The sequence below is a fragment of the Paenibacillus tundrae genome (genome assembly GCF_036884255.1).
In the GTDB taxonomy this organism is placed as follows: Bacteria; Bacillota; Bacilli; order Paenibacillales; family Paenibacillaceae; genus Paenibacillus.
In genome coordinates this window covers 3,567,103-3,582,743 of sequence record NZ_CP145605.1, presented here as the reverse complement: position 1 = coordinate 3,582,743, position 15,641 = coordinate 3,567,103, and the positions used below count along the sequence as shown (strand labels likewise).

Annotated in this window: 15 protein-coding genes; 11 read left to right on the top strand and 4 right to left on the bottom strand. The window is 41.9% G+C overall.

Features of this window, described 5'->3' with window-relative positions:
- The first annotated feature begins 286 nt into the window (after positions 1-286).
- From V6W81_RS16030 to V6W81_RS16005, 6 genes are all read left to right on the top strand, one after another.
- Entirely contained in the window at positions 287-1,174 is an 888-nt protein-coding gene (locus V6W81_RS16030) for a TetR/AcrR family transcriptional regulator (protein ID WP_338539708.1), read from the top strand.
- A 205-nt stretch (positions 1,175-1,379) separates the two neighbouring features.
- Complete coding sequence (locus V6W81_RS16025; RefSeq protein WP_338539707.1) at positions 1,380-2,609, top strand: cytochrome P450; 1,230 nt, start codon at positions 1,380-1,382, stop codon at positions 2,607-2,609.
- A 197-nt stretch (positions 2,610-2,806) separates the two neighbouring features.
- Positions 2,807-3,250 (top strand): Hsp20/alpha crystallin family protein, encoded by a 444-nt coding sequence (locus tag V6W81_RS16020; protein WP_338539706.1) that lies wholly within the window; start codon positions 2,807-2,809, stop codon positions 3,248-3,250.
- Between the two features lie 207 nt (positions 3,251-3,457).
- Entirely contained in the window at positions 3,458-4,174 is a 717-nt protein-coding gene (locus V6W81_RS16015; RefSeq protein WP_338539705.1) for an ABC transporter ATP-binding protein, read from the top strand.
- Positions 4,171-4,920: an ABC transporter permease gene (locus tag V6W81_RS16010; protein WP_338539704.1), complete on the top strand. Its 750-nt coding sequence runs from the start codon at positions 4,171-4,173 to the stop codon at positions 4,918-4,920. The genes V6W81_RS16015 and V6W81_RS16010 overlap by 4 nt, the downstream gene beginning before the upstream one ends.
- A complete protein-coding gene (locus V6W81_RS16005; RefSeq protein ID WP_338539703.1) occupies positions 4,917-5,681 on the top strand; it encodes an ABC transporter permease in 765 nt (254 codons plus the stop codon). The genes V6W81_RS16010 and V6W81_RS16005 overlap by 4 nt, the downstream gene beginning before the upstream one ends.
- A 48-nt stretch (positions 5,682-5,729) precedes the next feature.
- Here the strand turns inward: V6W81_RS16005 and V6W81_RS16000 are convergent, their stop codons facing one another.
- Complete coding sequence (locus V6W81_RS16000; protein WP_338539702.1) at positions 5,730-6,620, bottom strand: AraC family transcriptional regulator; 891 nt, start codon at positions 6,618-6,620, stop codon at positions 5,730-5,732.
- Positions 6,621-6,786: 166 nt separating this feature from the next.
- Here V6W81_RS16000 and V6W81_RS15995 point away from each other — a divergent pair, with 166 nt between their 5' ends.
- From V6W81_RS15995 to V6W81_RS15985, 3 genes are all read left to right on the top strand, one after another.
- Positions 6,787-7,938, top strand: a complete 1,152-nt coding sequence (locus V6W81_RS15995) for a Gfo/Idh/MocA family protein (protein WP_338544011.1) — start codon at positions 6,787-6,789, stop codon at positions 7,936-7,938.
- A gap of 109 nt (positions 7,939-8,047) precedes the next feature.
- Complete coding sequence (locus V6W81_RS15990) at positions 8,048-9,730, top strand: CotH kinase family protein (RefSeq protein WP_338539701.1); 1,683 nt, start codon at positions 8,048-8,050, stop codon at positions 9,728-9,730.
- Positions 9,731-9,958: 228 nt separating this feature from the next.
- Positions 9,959-10,927, top strand: coding sequence for an ROK family protein (locus V6W81_RS15985; protein WP_338539700.1), 969 nt, complete (start codon positions 9,959-9,961; stop codon positions 10,925-10,927).
- A gap of 102 nt (positions 10,928-11,029) precedes the next feature.
- Here V6W81_RS15985 and V6W81_RS15980 read toward each other — a convergent pair whose 3' ends face one another.
- Positions 11,030-11,407, bottom strand: a complete 378-nt coding sequence (locus V6W81_RS15980; RefSeq protein ID WP_338539699.1) for a MerR family transcriptional regulator — start codon at positions 11,405-11,407, stop codon at positions 11,030-11,032.
- 134 nt (positions 11,408-11,541) lie between these two features.
- On the opposite strand from V6W81_RS15980, the gene V6W81_RS15975 reads away from it, so the two are divergent.
- Complete coding sequence (locus tag V6W81_RS15975) at positions 11,542-12,513, top strand: aldo/keto reductase family protein (RefSeq protein ID WP_338539698.1); 972 nt, start codon at positions 11,542-11,544, stop codon at positions 12,511-12,513.
- Positions 12,514-12,623: 110 nt separating this feature from the next.
- On the opposite strand, the gene V6W81_RS15970 is transcribed toward V6W81_RS15975, so the two are convergent.
- Complete coding sequence (locus V6W81_RS15970; protein ID WP_338539697.1) at positions 12,624-13,436, bottom strand: helix-turn-helix transcriptional regulator; 813 nt, start codon at positions 13,434-13,436, stop codon at positions 12,624-12,626.
- Positions 13,437-13,551: 115 nt separating this feature from the next.
- Here V6W81_RS15970 and V6W81_RS15965 point away from each other — a divergent pair, with 115 nt between their 5' ends.
- The gene (locus V6W81_RS15965; protein WP_338539696.1) at positions 13,552-14,697 is read left to right on the top strand and encodes a DUF2264 domain-containing protein; all 1,146 of its coding nucleotides are present in this window, start codon (positions 13,552-13,554) and stop codon (positions 14,695-14,697) included.
- A gap of 272 nt (positions 14,698-14,969) precedes the next feature.
- On the opposite strand, the gene V6W81_RS15960 is transcribed toward V6W81_RS15965, so the two are convergent.
- Positions 14,970-15,581 (bottom strand): TetR/AcrR family transcriptional regulator, encoded by a 612-nt coding sequence (locus V6W81_RS15960; RefSeq protein ID WP_338539695.1) that lies wholly within the window; start codon positions 15,579-15,581, stop codon positions 14,970-14,972.
- Between the last annotated feature and the right edge of the window lie 60 nt (positions 15,582-15,641).

Genomic DNA, 15,641 nt, shown 5'->3' with positions numbered 1-15,641 from the left:
AACAATTAGATGAACATTTCAACATATGAAAAATTCACAATAATAAAACACTACTCCGCTGATCATATTGAGCATACCCTACTTTCGCACACGCACCTTGAAAAACAACAAAAAGTAGCACATCTCACCGTCAAATACTACTTTTTTTTCAGTGAATACTCTGCACATTATAGTTGAAGGACAGATCAGTGAAACGGGTATATAATGGTGCTATAACTGAGGCCGGAGCAAAGACAAAGGTCTGTACATATAACTAATATAAATCAGACTTGGGGCGATTAGAGACATGAGTAGTCGTAAACAAAGTTTATTGGAGACAGCTCTTACACTTTTCATAGAACATGGTTTTGCAAATACAACCATTCAGATGATCTTGGATCACTCAGGCGTTTCGAAAGGAACCTTCTATAAGTTCTTCAATTCGAAGGAAGATTGCTTATATTCCATTCTCAATCAACGGATGCAAGAGGATAACTTGATTCGAAAAGAACTTGAGGGTAAACATTATCACTCTGATTTTGATCTGCTTGTTGATCAGATTGCTATTCCCATGTCACTTCCTAGTAAAGAAAGAGTATGGGAGTTATACTGGTCTGGGTTTTATTCCGGAGAGATTAACTCTGCAAACCTAGCTACATTGCAGCTGAAGTGGTTGTCTACTAGATTAATTGAGGTATATGGACAGGAGATACGTTTGTACGCGAGCGAAGGAGCTATTCTATGCTACGGTATATTACACCAGATTGCCAATGCATCGAGGAGTTTGAATACCGAGAAGCCAATTTGGAACGAAGTTGTGCCCAAAGTTTTGAGGTATATAGAAGTGATTTTAAAGACAATGCAGCAAAAGAACGAACACATTTTTGATTATACGTCTCTAGCGCTTATCAATGGGGATAGAAATACAAACAGTAACCATATCAATCTAGAAGAATGGTTAGAAGAGTTTGAGGAATTCGATCGACTTGTACAAAACTCCAATGAATCATTAAAATTAAAACAACTGTCTAACGGGCTGTTAACGTTACTAAAGGAGAAGAATGACTTTAATACCTCCGTGATTGAAGTGGTGCTCAAAGCATTCCATAGCGAGCATAAATCGAGCCAATTTCAATCCGAAGCGAACAGACTTGTTCAATCCTGTTGGTGGTATTTAGAACAATTGCAAAAGTGATACTGCCATGAGGTTGGCAAATGCCAGCCTTTTTTATTTGTTCATTTTAGATGAAATATACTACTAGTATAATTATAAAACCTTGTTTATAAGCATTATTTCTCGATAATATACGAAAAATTGAAATTAAATATACTAAGAGTATATAATTGGTTAAGTACGAATTTTCATGTGTATGAAGAATATTCTTGGAGGTGGATTACGAATGAGTAAAGAAGTTGTCTCAGTTCCAGCGATCACTCAGTTTAACACCAGATCTGAAGAATTTTTTCCACTAGAATGGTACAAAAAGATGCTAAACGACAATCCAATCTATTATCACGAGGAGACCGATTGTTGGAATGTTTTTCGATATGATGATGTAAAGAAGGTGCTTAGTGATCATGAGTTCTTTTCTGCCGAGGGGAATCGAACTATTTTAGAAGTAGGTGCCAAAAACAAAGAGGGAGCCATTCCTGAAAAAGTCAGCATTTCAAGTATGGATCCACCTCGTCATCACAAATATCGATCCCTGATGTCTGCTGCATTTACACCTCGTAGTCTGAAAAATTGGGAGCCGCGCATTCAACAAGTCATTAAGAATGTAGTAAATAACATAGAGAGTAACACCACAGTAGATATTGTTGAGTCTTATGCAAGTCCGATTCCTTCCATGGTAATGGCTGATTTGTTGGGAGTGCCGTTAGAGGATAGTCATCTGTTCAAAAAATGGGTAGATGTTTTGTTCCAGCCATCCAACAACGTAGACCAAGAGCAGTTAGAGAAGAAGAAACAGACTGCAGCCAAAGAATACTTTCAACATATTTATCCAATCGTTGTTCGGAAGAGAGCGAATCCTGGGGAGGACATTATATCTGACCTTCTGGCGGTAGAGGTGGATCAGGAGAAATTTACAGACGACGAGGTTGTTCGAACAACGATGCTGTTACTTGGAGCAGGTATTGAAACAACAAGCCATATGATATCGAGCATGTTCTACTCTTTATTGTATGACGATTCAACCTTGTACAAGCAATTGAGAGAAGAACCTAATCTGGTACCTAACACCGTAGAAGAAATGCTCCGTTATCGTTTCCAGATCTCGAAGAGGCATCGTACCGTCAAGCAAGATAATGATGTGTTAGGTGTTCAGCTGAAAAAGGGAGATCTAGTGATTGCATGGATGAGTGCAGCGAATATGGATGAACATATGTTTGAGCGACCTTTCGAACTTGATATTCATCGAAAAAATAATAAAAGAAATCTTACGTTTGGCATTGGTCCTCATTTCTGTTTAGGTGCGCCACTTGCCAGATTAGAGTTGAATATTGCACTAACCGCTTTTCTTGAAAAGTTTGCCGAGATCAGACCTGCGGAATCATTCAATTTGGAGGATAATCTAGCCACTTCTGCACCTGGCCAAAGTCTGATTCGTTTACCCTTGCAAGTCATCTAAGAGAGAAATATCAGAGAAAGTCAGAAGGTCAAAAAAGGTCAAAAACTAAGGGAAAAGGATCTATTTTGGCATAACAGGTTATATTGCAAAAATATCGTTTATTATCGTTTTTTTCGCATTTTGATGATCATTGATTAGTGGATTATAATCGTACATGTAAGCAACAACAAACCAATCATATTAAGGAGATGATGTTTATGTTTGAGATGACTCCGTTTCGTAAACGAAATGAAGACCTGTTCGGACACATGCTGAAATCCTTCAATGATGTGTTTGACAGTCCATGGGTATCTCCCTTGGGCAACAGCAACCAGCCATTCCGAACCGATATTCGTGAAGACGAGGACAAATATTGGATTGAGGCAGATCTTCCGGGAATCGCAAAACAAGATATTGATATTCAGGTTCAAGGCAATGAATTGATTATTCGAGCCAAACGTCATGATTTTCAAGAGCATAAGGATGATTCCAATCGTATTATCCGGCAGGAGCGCCGATCGGGTGAATTCCTTCGACGTTTCTATGTGGAACGAATTGATGAAGAGAATATCAAAGCCAGATTGGAAGATGGCGTGTTAAAGCTTGAAGTTCCGAAACGTTTAGGGGAAGAGAACAACCATAAGCGCATTCAGATTGATTAATATGACGTTAACACTTACGAAAGATACTCCTTAAGTTACACAGTATAGATATCTGAAATTTGAATTACATCCTCCATGGTCTACCATGGGGGATTTTTTATTTGGGAGAGCTTAAGCCAAAGTTAACCTAGAAGTAAACAGGTTGATCACCGAGATGTAACTTAGCCTCTATATAATGAAAGCCATAACAGAAAGGAAGTGTTGTGGTTGCTTACACTTAATAACGTAGTGAAACGTCGTGGGGCTCAAGAAATATTATCTGGTATTAGCTTCAAAGCGGAACCTGGTAGAGTAACGGGTTTTTTAGGTCCGAATGGGGCGGGTAAAAGTTCTACACTTCGCATCCTGCTCGGATTAGATCGCGCCACCTCAGGGACTGCATTAATTAATGGGTTTCCATTCAGAGAATTACAGCATCCTCTAACAACAATAGGTGCTGCACTTGATGGATCAGGAGCTCATCGTATGAGAACAGGACGAGCCCACCTGTGCTGGATTGCTCGTGCCGCAGGATTGTCGCTCGCACGTGTCGAGGAAGTTCTGGAAATTGTAGGTCTGACTAATGCGGCCGGTAAAAGAATAGGCAGTTACTCTCTTGGTATGGGGAAAAGACTTGGGATAGCAGCTGCATTACTTGGTGATCCGCAAATATTGGTATTAGATGAGCCTGTGAATGGGCTCGATCCAGAGGGGATTCGTTGGATTCGGACATTCCTACGTGAACGTGCAGAGTCTGGGAATACGGTGCTACTATCAAGTCATCTCATGGGAGAGCTTGCAGAGACGGTTGATGATGTGGTGATCATTAAGAAGGGAAAAATCGTTGCAGATGGAACATTGGAAGAAGTCATAGGCAACTATTCCACGTTAGAGGAGGCTTTTTTTGCGCTTACTACAACGGAAAATGCAGGTGATGTTGGGTGAGAGTATTCAACGCGGAAATGTCTAAATTGTTCTCCCTTCCGAGCATCTGGCTTGCCTGCTTCATTGGAGCTTTTGCCCCAGCAATCTTTGCTGGGCTGGATAGTCTGGCACAAAAAGAAGATATTATCGCTGGAGTTAGCACAAGGCTAGCGGAAGTTGGATATGTCGGATTAGCTTTTGGTGTGCAAGGAGTTATCATCCTAGGTGTGCTTGCTGTAAGTAGTGAGTATTTCACAGAAAGCAGTGAATCTGGTGGAGGACGACAGATTACAACAAGTTTATCTGTAGTACCATCCCGGCTTTATTTTTTGCTGGCAAAGGCAGGCGCTGTGATAACAATCAGCGCATTGCTCTGTATGATAGCTACTGTAACAACTATATTATCAACTGAGCTAATTCTTGGTGAATATGCTCCAGCATTTGATTGGCCCAGACTTATCGGTGCAGTTTGCTACTGGGTGTTCACCGCGCTGATAGCTTTCGGGCTTACTGTTCTAACCAAGAATAGTATTATACCGCTTACTGTACTCATGATAAACTCATCTATAGTTTCATTTAGTATCTTGCTTGCCAAGGTTACACCACTAGCCGTCTATTTACCAGATCGTGCCGGCATTGATATGTTTATGTCTATGAACGACAGATTTCACACTCCGCACATAGGTGGCTTGGTGATGTTTACATGGGTGGTCGTTCTTATGATTGTTGCAGCTATTGTATTCCATAGGAGGGACGTTGCATCATGAATGTTTCTTCTCGTAGAAAGATCACTCGAATTCTTAGGAGTGAGTTAGATAAATTAGTTACACTTCCATGGATATGGATTAATGTTCTAAGTACATTCATAGCTAATTTATTTTTAGCAGCAGCTTACACTTCTGCTTCTACTGGTTTGCATGGGACAGTAGGGATACAAAATGAACTAGATATAGGACTTGCATCTATGGTATACCTTCAGGCAGGCTTCATTATCCTCGGTATTTTAGCTACTTGTACGGAGTATACGGGAGGGCAGATGCGAACGACTTTGACTGTTGTACCTTGGCGTGGTCTTCAATTATGCATGAAGCATGTAGCTTTGGCGATCATAACCATTCCTGCCGCATTTGTTATTGTTTTATCTGGTGTACTATATCCTTTAATAATGTTAAGAGACACTGCGGCAGTAGTTGAACTAGATATAATCATAGGAACATTAGTAGGTGCAACAGGCTATCTAACATTAATCACACTTCTCAGTGCGGCGGTAGGTGCTATATTAAGAAGAACCACGTCTGCTTTAGTGGTGCTACTTACTTATTATTTTATACTGAGTCCATTGTCGAGGGACTTTCTACCTCGTATTAGAGATTACTTTCCAGATACGGCAGGATTGTATATGTACATACCACCTTCCTCTGATGTAATCAATGGTTTTACTCCCATACAAGGAACAGGCATTTCCATGTTATGGACACTCACTTTGATTATAGTAGCCACTATCTGTCATTGTAAGCGAGATGTCTAATATTAGATCTCACTATCTTATTTTTTTGAATTTAACGACCAGATATAGTTATTCCAGACGAAACGGATGATTGACCCATCTTTTGCGATACTGGTGGGGTGTGACGTCCATCTGTTCTTTGAATAATTTGCAGAAATACGATACATTGGTCAAGCCGATTTCCTCAGCAATGAGCGAGATCGGTTTGGTTGTCGTCGTTAATAATCGAACAGACTGATGAATCCTACGAGTGGCGATATATTGAGAAATGCTGACTCCAGTAGCGTCTTTGAATAAATGAGAGAGGTGATAGGAAGACAAGTGCAACGATTGAGCCAACTCATCTAAACGAAAAGGAACATGATGATTTTTTTCAATCCACCCTAAGATTCGCTCCACCTGATGGTTTTTGCGTTCGGTCGGAGAAATAGTAGAGTTAACCTCGAAATCAGTCCATAACGGTTTGAGATGATGCAGGAAGTTCACCAGAAACAGTGAAATTTCTTCTAATCGATTCGACTCGTCCCAGTTGGACATTTGCTCTTGAAAGCTCCTGAATAAGTGAACCAACATATGCTGGTCGTTCAGATTATAGAAGCAAGGCGAGGAGAGTTTACCTACATAAATATGTCTGAAGAACGCGTGTAAAATGGGCCATTTCTCGAAATAGGCTTCAAACATAGAGGGCTCAAAAATAGCCAAAGATCGTTCAAAACATTGATTGTTGGAGTAATCCAATTTCAGGTGGTGCAGCTGGTATGGCTGAAAAATGCAGAACATGCCCGGTTTAATTTCATAGCTCCGGTTATTAACGATCATCGTTCCACTTCCTTGGTGGATCAACAATAATTCGATGCCTAAGTGAGAATGAAATGTCTCCATATGCTCGTTATTTATGCTTTTGCGCCTATACCCGAAATGAAGGGTGCTCTCATTGAACTTGTACAGATCATATCGCATACCTCAACACCTCTCCCTATGGATTGTTGTCCAGCATTTTTACTATAACGAAGCTCCCTGAAAACCGCAACATAGCGTTATTTTAACCACATCACAGGATTACAATAGATAGTGATCCTACGATACCATGATGATAAGAACATCGATGTTAAGAGGGGGAATTATGATGTTAAAGGTAGCCATTATCGGTACAGGGGCTATTTCCAACGCTCATATCAATAGTTATTTGCATTTTGGGGAGCGATGCGAGATTGTAGCGCTGTGTGATTTATATCTTGATAAGGCGGAAGCGAAAAAGAATGAATTTAATCTAAACGCCAAAATTGTTAGCGATTACAAAGAGCTGCTTCACGAGGGGATTGATCTGATCTCGATCTGTCTGCCTCCTTACGAACATGCGCCGATTGCCGTTGATTTTCTAAATGCGGGAAGTCATGTATTAGTTGAGAAGCCGATGGCATCTTCGCTTGAAGAGTGTGATCTAATGATTGAAGCCGCACAGAAGAGTGGCAAGGTGTTGTCGGTTGTAGCACAAAATCGATTCACGAATCCAATTATGAAACTGAAAAAGATGCTAGATACAGGGCTAGCGGGGTCGATCTTGCATGCGCAGGTGGATTCCTTCTGGTGGCGAGGTCATTGTTACTATGATCTCTGGTGGCGTGGTACGTGGGAGAAAGAGGGTGGCGGCTGTACGCTGAACCATGCGGTTCATCATATCGATGCTTTACTCTGGATGATGGGTCGGCCTGATCAGGTGCAGGCGTTCATGAGCAATGTCGCCCATGATAATGCTGAAGTCGAAGATATATCCATTGCGATGCTTCGTTATCCGAATGGAGCACTGGGACAGATCACGAGTTCGGTCGTGCATCATGGTGAAGAGCAACAGTTCATTTTTCAAGGCCAACATGCACGAATCTCAGCTCCTTGGAAAATCACAGCTTCTTCTTCTAGAGCGAACGGATTTCCTGAGAAAAATGTGGAGCTGGAGGAGCAGCTTCAAGAGGTTTATGATCGCCTGCCGAATCTATCCTACGAAGGACATACCGCTCAGATTGACAATGTCTTAACTGCCATTGAATCAGGGGAGCCGCCGCTAGTCGATGGAGTAAGTGGTCGCAGTACCCTAGAAATGATCACAGCGATTTATAAATCGGCAAGTACAGGTGAGAATGTTAGCCTGCCGCTTGTAGCAGGGGATCCCTTCTATACACGAGCCGGAGTCCAGCAACATGCAATCCATTTCTATGAGAAAAGCGGTCATGTTGAAAATTTCGTTGAACAACAGATAACTATTGGTAGAACAAAGCAATGACCATTTAAACAAATTAATCCTATAATCATTTCAGATTCATTTCAGCTTACGCCATTAAACTTACTTCCAAGTAGAAGAAAACTTATTACGCTTGGAAGGTGGAAGATGAATGATGAATCATAAGTGGAGAAGTATAGTAGCAGTAACGTTAATCTCTGGAATGATCTTATCTGCTTGCAGCAGTGAAGTTGTGAGCAATACTACAGATACGAATACGGAGAGTAAAGTCACTGATGTAAATACTCAAACTGTAGGCTATGCACAGGAGATCAATAAAACGGAGGTCATGTCCTTCTCCATTGATGTAGACGAAGATGCTTGGCAAGAAATGCTTGATACAGCAACGGAAGAGAATTATATCAAAGCCAATGTCACGATCAACGGAACAACTATTGAAAACGTAGGCATTCGAGCGAAAGGGAATTCGAGCTTAAGGCAAGTTGCTGAAGATGATACGACAGACCGTTATAGCTTCAAAATTAAATTTGACGAGTATGTCAAAGATCAGACTTGGATGGGACTCGACAAAATAGTGGTTAACAACATGATTTCAGATAGTAGCTATATGAAAGAGTATCTAAGCTATGACATTATGGATTATATCGGCGTTGATGCTCCACTATTTGCTTTTGCTGACATCCATGTTAACGGGGAAACGTGGGGGTTATACCTAGCTGTTGAAGACATCGACAGTGGATATCTCGCTCGTGCAAAAAATGATGAGGGAGAACTCTACAAACCTAACAATGACGATAATATGGGTGGTGGAGCAGGTGGAATGATGAACCCAGGTAACTTTGAGGGGAATGCACCTGAACAGGGCGATAGCGGAATGATGGGAGATAGACAACCTCCAGAAGGTATGGAACCACCAAGTGATATGACATCAGGTACAGACTCAGATCCGCAATCCGCTGATGCTCGTGAAGGTCGTGGCATGGGGCCTGGTGGAGGTGGCGGCGTAGGAATGAACGGAGGAACCAATGGTGTTTCATTAGTGTATACCGATGACGAAGTATCTAGTTACTCTGCCATCTTCGATAACGCCAAGACAAAAACGACCGAGGAAGATCAAAAACGGGTCATCGAAGCACTTAAAAATCTGAATGCGGGTACGGATTTGGAGAAATATGTTGATGTCGATGCTGTTCTTCGATATTTTGCGGCTCATACCGTAGTCGTCAATATGGATAGCTATACTTCTAACATGGGTCATAACTATTATTTGTACGAGAATGATGGACAGATTAGCATGCTGCCATGGGATTACAATATGGCTTTTGGAGGATTCCAGGCGGGTACGGCTTCTGATGTGGTTAATCTAGCAATTGACACACCAATTTCTGGTGTAACAATGGAGGAACGTCCGATTCTTAATCAATTGCTTGAAGTACCGGAATATAAGGAAAAGTATCATGAATATTTACAGGAAATTGTAGATGGTTATTTTGCAAATGGTAAATTCGAGGAAACGGTAGAAAATCTCAATACGATGATTGCAGATTATGTTAAACAAGATCCAACGGCATTTGTATCATACGATGCATATGAAGAGGCTGTCGCTGAACTGATCAAGTTGGGCACATTACGTGCAGAGAGTATACAAGGCCAACTAGATGGATCGATACCTGCTACAACAGATGAGCAAAAAGCGAGTTCCGATACTCTGATTGATGCATCCTCTATTGATTTGACCAAATTAGGTGAGAGTGCAGGAGGCAGAGGTATGAACGGCAGAGATCGACGTACGGAAGAGAATAGCCCATCTTCGTCAGAAACGTCTTCTCAATAAAAGATCATACTCATAAAAGGCCGAACGTGTACAAGACCCAACCTGAAAGGCCGTACCCTAAAATTCAAAACACAAAACGTCCGATAAGGATGTTTTGTGTTTTTTGGTTTAACCTCTGATATTAACTTTCGTGAGAGCAGTTACCCAATATTAGTCTCATATGTCCATTCATTTTAGGCATGAAGTATTTTACAATACTCTAAACCTAGGAGAACGGAGATCAAGATCATGAGTAACTATGTTATAGGCATTGACCTCGGTGGAACCAATATTAAGTCTGCAATCTTCAACATGGATTTTCACATCGTTCACGAAAGAAGTGACCCTACAGAAGCAAGCAAGGGACCAGCTCATGTATTGAGTAGAATTCAGGGAATTGTTCAAGAGATGCTGCTGCTTGAAGGCATCGATCAGTCTTCAATTAAGTGTATGGGTATGGGCATTCCAGGATTGCTTGATCCAGAGGAAGGGCTATCTATATTCTCGCCTAACTTTCCGGGTTGGGAGAACATTCATGTGGTGAATGTGATGAAGGAACATTTTGAGTTTCCAGTCTTCATTGATAATGATGTTCGAGTAAATATGTACGGAGAATGGCTCTTCGGTGCAGGCGTTGGCTATCGTAACCTAGTATTAATCACATTAGGTACGGGTCTAGGATCGGGTATTGTGAATGATGGCAAAGTCATCTACGGTACCACGTCTAGTGCTGGCGAAATTGGGCATATGAATATGTTCCGGGAAGGTCGACCTTGTCGATGCGGAAGCTCGGGCTGTTTAGGCAGATATGTGTCTGCGGTAGGTATGGTTAGAACGTTTACTGAGAAGCTTGAGGAAGGTCGATCAAGTATCATCTTGCAATGGGCAGGAGACGATGGGACAGCAATTACTGCCCATATGATTTCGGAGGCCTATGATCTTGGAGATGCTCTTGCGATCGAGGTGATGCATGAAACAGGCACCATTCTTGGATTTGGTCTTGCGAATGTGATCAATTTATTGAATCCTGAAGTCGTTATTGTGGGTGGTGGAATGTCTGCTGCTGGGGAACGTTTGCTGGAAACAGTCCGAGATACCGTTAGAAAACATGCTTTAGCACTTGCTTCCAGTGCTTGTGAGATCCTACAAGCTAAATTAGGTAGACAAGCAGGTATGATCGGTGCGGCTGCGTATGCGAACAATAAGATGTCTTTATAAATGAACAGCCTAAAATATTCAAACGCTCATTATGTTAAGGTAGCCGAAAGATTTGTACCTAACACGAGCGTTTTTTTTGTTTTATAATAAACATCCTATGTACTATTTGGTATCGATATGGAAAATGCCAATCTCATTATAGTGCTCTAGCTTGTAATCAATGGTACCCAGGCTGCAGTTTAACATGTCCATTTGTTTCAAAATGTTATGCCGATGCGTCTCCAACATTTCCTTCCGCTGTTCACTAGTGCCGGAACCTTCTAGACAGAGCAGCATAAATGCTTTGATATCCTCAAGTGGCATGCCACTGTCCCTTAGGCAACGTACTAATTCCAGCCAACATATATCCATCTCAGAATATTTACGGGTACCATATTCCGTCTTCTTCAATAAAGGCATGAGACCTGCCCGATCATAGAAACGCAAAGTGGAAGCAGGTAATTGGGTTCGTTCCGCGACTTGTTTAATCGTAAATTCCAAGCAAATCTTCCTTTCCAAAAAAATGATTGAATGTCTTGACTTAAACCTAAGTTTAACCACTATCCTAAGATTGTACAATAGAGCGTTTACACGAGTAGGCTCTAATCCAACCATTCTTATAAGGAGTGATTTAGTTGAAATACAGAAGACTTGGTCGAAGTGGATTGAAGGTTAGTGAAATTGGATTGGGAAGCTGGCTAACATACGGATCAGCAACTTCAGAAGAAGCGGCGCGCGCATGTATGCATAAAGCGTATAAACTCGGCATTAATTTTTTCGATACATCGAATTCGTATCCGGGCGCCGAAGAGGTGATGGGAAGCACGCTGAAGCAGTATTCACGCAATAGTTACGTGCTAGCTACGAAGTTGTTTTTCCCGCAGGGATCAGGACCGAATGATCGCGGATTGTCCCGTAAACACATCGTTGAGCAGTGTGAGGCGAGCTTAAAGCGGCTGGGTACAGATTATATTGACTTATATCAATGTCATCGCTTTGATTCCGAAACTCCTGTTGACGAAACACTTCGAGCATTGGATGATCTGCAAGCGCAAGGCAAAATTTTGTATGCAGGTGTCAGTGAGTGGACGTCCGCACAGATTGCAGAGGCATCAGGGATTAGCAAACGTCTGAATTTACGTCCGTTAATTTCCAATCAGCCGATCTACAATATGTTTGAACGCTATATTGAGAGAGAAGGAGTCATTGAGCAATGCGAGCAGGAAGGGCTGGGGCTCATCGTATTCTCTCCACTGGCACAGGGTGTGCTCACCGGTAAATATAAACCGGGACAGCAGATTCCTGAAGGTACACGGGCTGCGAATAATCAAACGAATGGCGTCATCAACAGCTATTTGCGTGAGGATGTGCTTCAATGTACGTTACAGCTGTCGGAACTTGCTAATGAAATTGGAGCAACATTGTCCCAATTCGCATTGGCGTGGATTCTACGTCAACCCGTGGTAAGTTCTGCCATCATTGGCTCTAGCAGACCGGCGCAGATTGAAGAGAATCTCAAAGCGGTTAAACTTGAGCTTACCCCTGATATAATCTCGGAAACGGAAGAAATTCTGTCTTCCATCAGCCATTTTGCGCCACTGCGATAATATCGGAGATCATACTTTATCAATATGGACAATTTCAGACCGAAATAGATTAGCATGTGTGATATATCACAGGATATTTGTTACCTGATAGGTTAGCCTTTTTTTGTGGGCTAGCCTTTTTGGTTTAGAGGCGATCCATAACTAGCTTCGCGTCTAAACCGGTATTGCCGTGGTGAGGTACCCACAAATTTCTTGAACTGACGCATGAAATGGGTGTCATTGTCATAACCGCACGAGCTGGATATTTCAGTTACCGACATCTCACTATGATCCAAAAGGTACTTCGCGTGTTCAAGTCTTCCGTTAATCATATCCGTCATCACTGAGCAGCCAAATAACTGCTTATAGATATGTTGAAAATAAGATTTACTTACATTTAATCGGGAAGCAAGCTCCGCCACAGAAATATTCTGGTGAGGTGAGCGGTATAGTTCGTTACGCAATTCATTGAATCGAATATAATAACGATTCAGTTGATGAGGAGCCGTTCGCTCGCGCAGATCACTCAATTTCATGAAGAAAGATCGGAGGTCACAATCGATGATACGCTCACGTAGTGAACCATCAAGTCGGTTAATCGTTTGTAACTCCATAACACACCTGGATATGAGCAGCGGATCGGATGCTTCAATCGGAGTGTCCAGCGGAAAATTCAATTCCATCAGAAAATCAGTCATGTTCGCACCATAACAATGAAACCAGTCATTGATAAAAGGGTTCTCCATTTCGCGGTACGCATGAGGCGTCTCTGGGCCAAACAGGATAAATGTATTTTTTTCTACAATCATCGTTTGCTCACGTAGCGTCACTTCTGCACGGCTATTGAAGAATACATATGTGTAATGACCTGATCCATTCGGGCGATTCCGGATAATCCCCTCATGGTGAATGGTGTGAAATCCGCAAGAAATTAACTTCAACATCTGTGTACACTCCTAGCACGATAGGTCAGTTTTTGATCATTATAGTTTATTGAAGGAGGGGATACAACAATCTATACTTGATCTAAAATACGAGCCTACGAAGGAGCGATGCTTCATGAGGAACGACAGAAGATATTGGGTGGACACCTTAGTTCAGATTGCACAGCCTGTTTTACGTTCTTTATCCCAACGGCAATTGACTGCAGAGATGCCTGTTGAAGCAAGGGCGGGTGACCGATCCGATTATACATACTTGGAAGCATTAGGACGTACCTTGGCGGGGATCGCACCATGGCTTGAACAGGGACCACGTTCTGGTGATGAAGGTGAACTTCGGTCACAAATGGCTATGATGGCTAGGCAAGCAATTGAGGCTGCAACTGATCCAGCTTCACCGGACTATATGAATTTTACCAAAGGTGGTCAACCTGTCGTTGATGCAGCCTTTCTGGCCAATGCAGTTCTACGTGCTCCAAACGAACTGTATGCACTGCTTGATGAAGAAGTGAAAACGAATTTAATCTCGGCGTTGATGGCTACGCGAAAGATTCGTCCGGTCTTTAGCAATTGGCTTCTGTTTAGTGCCATGATTGAAACTGCATTATTTCGAATGGGTGTAGAACAGTGGGATCGTATGCGTGTTGATTATGCGTTAAGACAGCATGAGCAATGGTATAAAGGCGACGGTGCGTACGGTGACGGTCCAGCATTTCATTGGGATTATTACAATAGCTTTGTCATTCAACCTATGCTGGTCGATATTCTAGATGCAGTAGGTGATCAGTTCGAGGATTGGGCAGCACTTCGAGTTAACGTGTTGAAAAGAGCAGTGCGTTATGCGGCTGTTTTGGAACGAATGATATCCCCTGAAGGAACCTATCCACCTCTTGGACGATCACTCGCATATCGGTTCGGGGCATTTCAGCATCTATCGTTGATGGCGCTTAGGGAAGAACTGCCGGAGAAGCTGTTGCCAGCTCAGGTTCGTTGTGCTCTTACAGCCGTTATGAAGAGACAGATAGAGATACAGGGTACTTTTGATGAGCATGGTTGGCTTCGTATTGGCTTTGCCGGGAGTCAACCAGCCATCGGGGAAGCCTATATTTCGACAGGCAGCTTATACCTATGTACGACCGTATTTCTAGCCTTGGGGCTCTCACCCGAAGCCGATTTCTGGCAAGGAGAGGCAGAGTGGACTTCACTAAAAGCATGGTCTGGCGGAACGGTGGAGCTAGATGTAGCGATGTATGGTGATTTTTAAAGTTGCTTGGTGTCGTATAGCTTAGTAACAGCATTAGCCATGAGCAAAGTAAGTTAATTTGAACCTGTGGTAACATTCAGCATGAAATGTGATAGTAAGTGTATTTATATCTAAACAAGCTGCCTACAGGCAGCTTGTTTTTTGGGAATGATGAAGTGTTAATCTGAATCATATTTTTCCTTCCGTTAATGAAAGAATATTAGCGACTCTTATACAAAGTTCAAACGCAACAAACATATTTTAAGAGATCAACAGAGTTTTAATTGATAAGCTTACTCAAATTTGTCGCCCACATACTGAAAAGAGTGAATATGCGTTCTTGTGAGTTCAATGACGTTTTGGATAAATGTGTCGCGTGATTCACGATATCCGCTTAAGATCCAATTGTTTAATAGTCCAAAGAAACCGTATGCGGTATAGTACTTGAAATACTCCATGTTCACTGGGGAGTTGTTGATCGTCTCGAAGATAAATTGTTCCTCATAGATTTTAAGTATTGTTTGCGGAAATCCTGTATGTAGACCGGGTAACGTATCATCGTATTGAATCAGTTCAAAGAAGTCACGGTGTTCGTAAATATAGTCCACGATCTGAAAAGATTCGGCAGTAAGCTTGTTTGTCAGAACCTTTTGACCATGCCAATAGGGTTTGCCTACCGCACCTCGCAATCCTTCGAGCTCCATATTTAATAATTCTTCGCTTAGAATATATTTATCCTGATAGTGTAAATAAAATGTGCTGCGATTATAACCCGCTTGCTCTACGATATCCTTCACCGACACAGCGTGGAAGCCTTTTTTCTTAATGAGCTGAATTAAGGCTGCTTTGAGGTGTTCTTTGGTACGATTACGATGTTGAGTTGTCACAATAAGTTCATCATTCATTCAATAAATCTCCTATAAAAATCGACATTGTTTAGAAAAGTGTCTATGAGGTAGACATTT

Coding starts and splice junctions, on each gene's coding strand:
- V6W81_RS16000 (WP_338539702.1), bottom strand. CDS start 6,620: ATGCGATATGATCTGTACAAGTTCAATGAGAGCACCCTTCATTTCGGG.
- V6W81_RS15965 (WP_338539696.1), top strand. CDS start 13,552: ATGAGGAACGACAGAAGATATTGGGTGGACACCTTAGTTCAGATTGCA.
- V6W81_RS15960 (WP_338539695.1), bottom strand. CDS start 15,581: ATGAATGATGAACTTATTGTGACAACTCAACATCGTAATCGTACCAAA.
- V6W81_RS16030 (WP_338539708.1), top strand. CDS start 287: ATGAGTAGTCGTAAACAAAGTTTATTGGAGACAGCTCTTACACTTTTC.
- V6W81_RS15970 (WP_338539697.1), bottom strand. CDS start 13,436: ATGTTGAAGTTAATTTCTTGCGGATTTCACACCATTCACCATGAGGGG.
- V6W81_RS16020 (WP_338539706.1), top strand. CDS start 2,807: ATGTTTGAGATGACTCCGTTTCGTAAACGAAATGAAGACCTGTTCGGA.
- V6W81_RS15985 (WP_338539700.1), top strand. CDS start 9,959: ATGAGTAACTATGTTATAGGCATTGACCTCGGTGGAACCAATATTAAG.
- V6W81_RS16005 (WP_338539703.1), top strand. CDS start 4,917: ATGAATGTTTCTTCTCGTAGAAAGATCACTCGAATTCTTAGGAGTGAG.
- V6W81_RS15995 (WP_338544011.1), top strand. CDS start 6,787: ATGTTAAAGGTAGCCATTATCGGTACAGGGGCTATTTCCAACGCTCAT.
- V6W81_RS16025 (WP_338539707.1), top strand. CDS start 1,380: ATGAGTAAAGAAGTTGTCTCAGTTCCAGCGATCACTCAGTTTAACACC.
- V6W81_RS15990 (WP_338539701.1), top strand. CDS start 8,048: ATGATGAATCATAAGTGGAGAAGTATAGTAGCAGTAACGTTAATCTCT.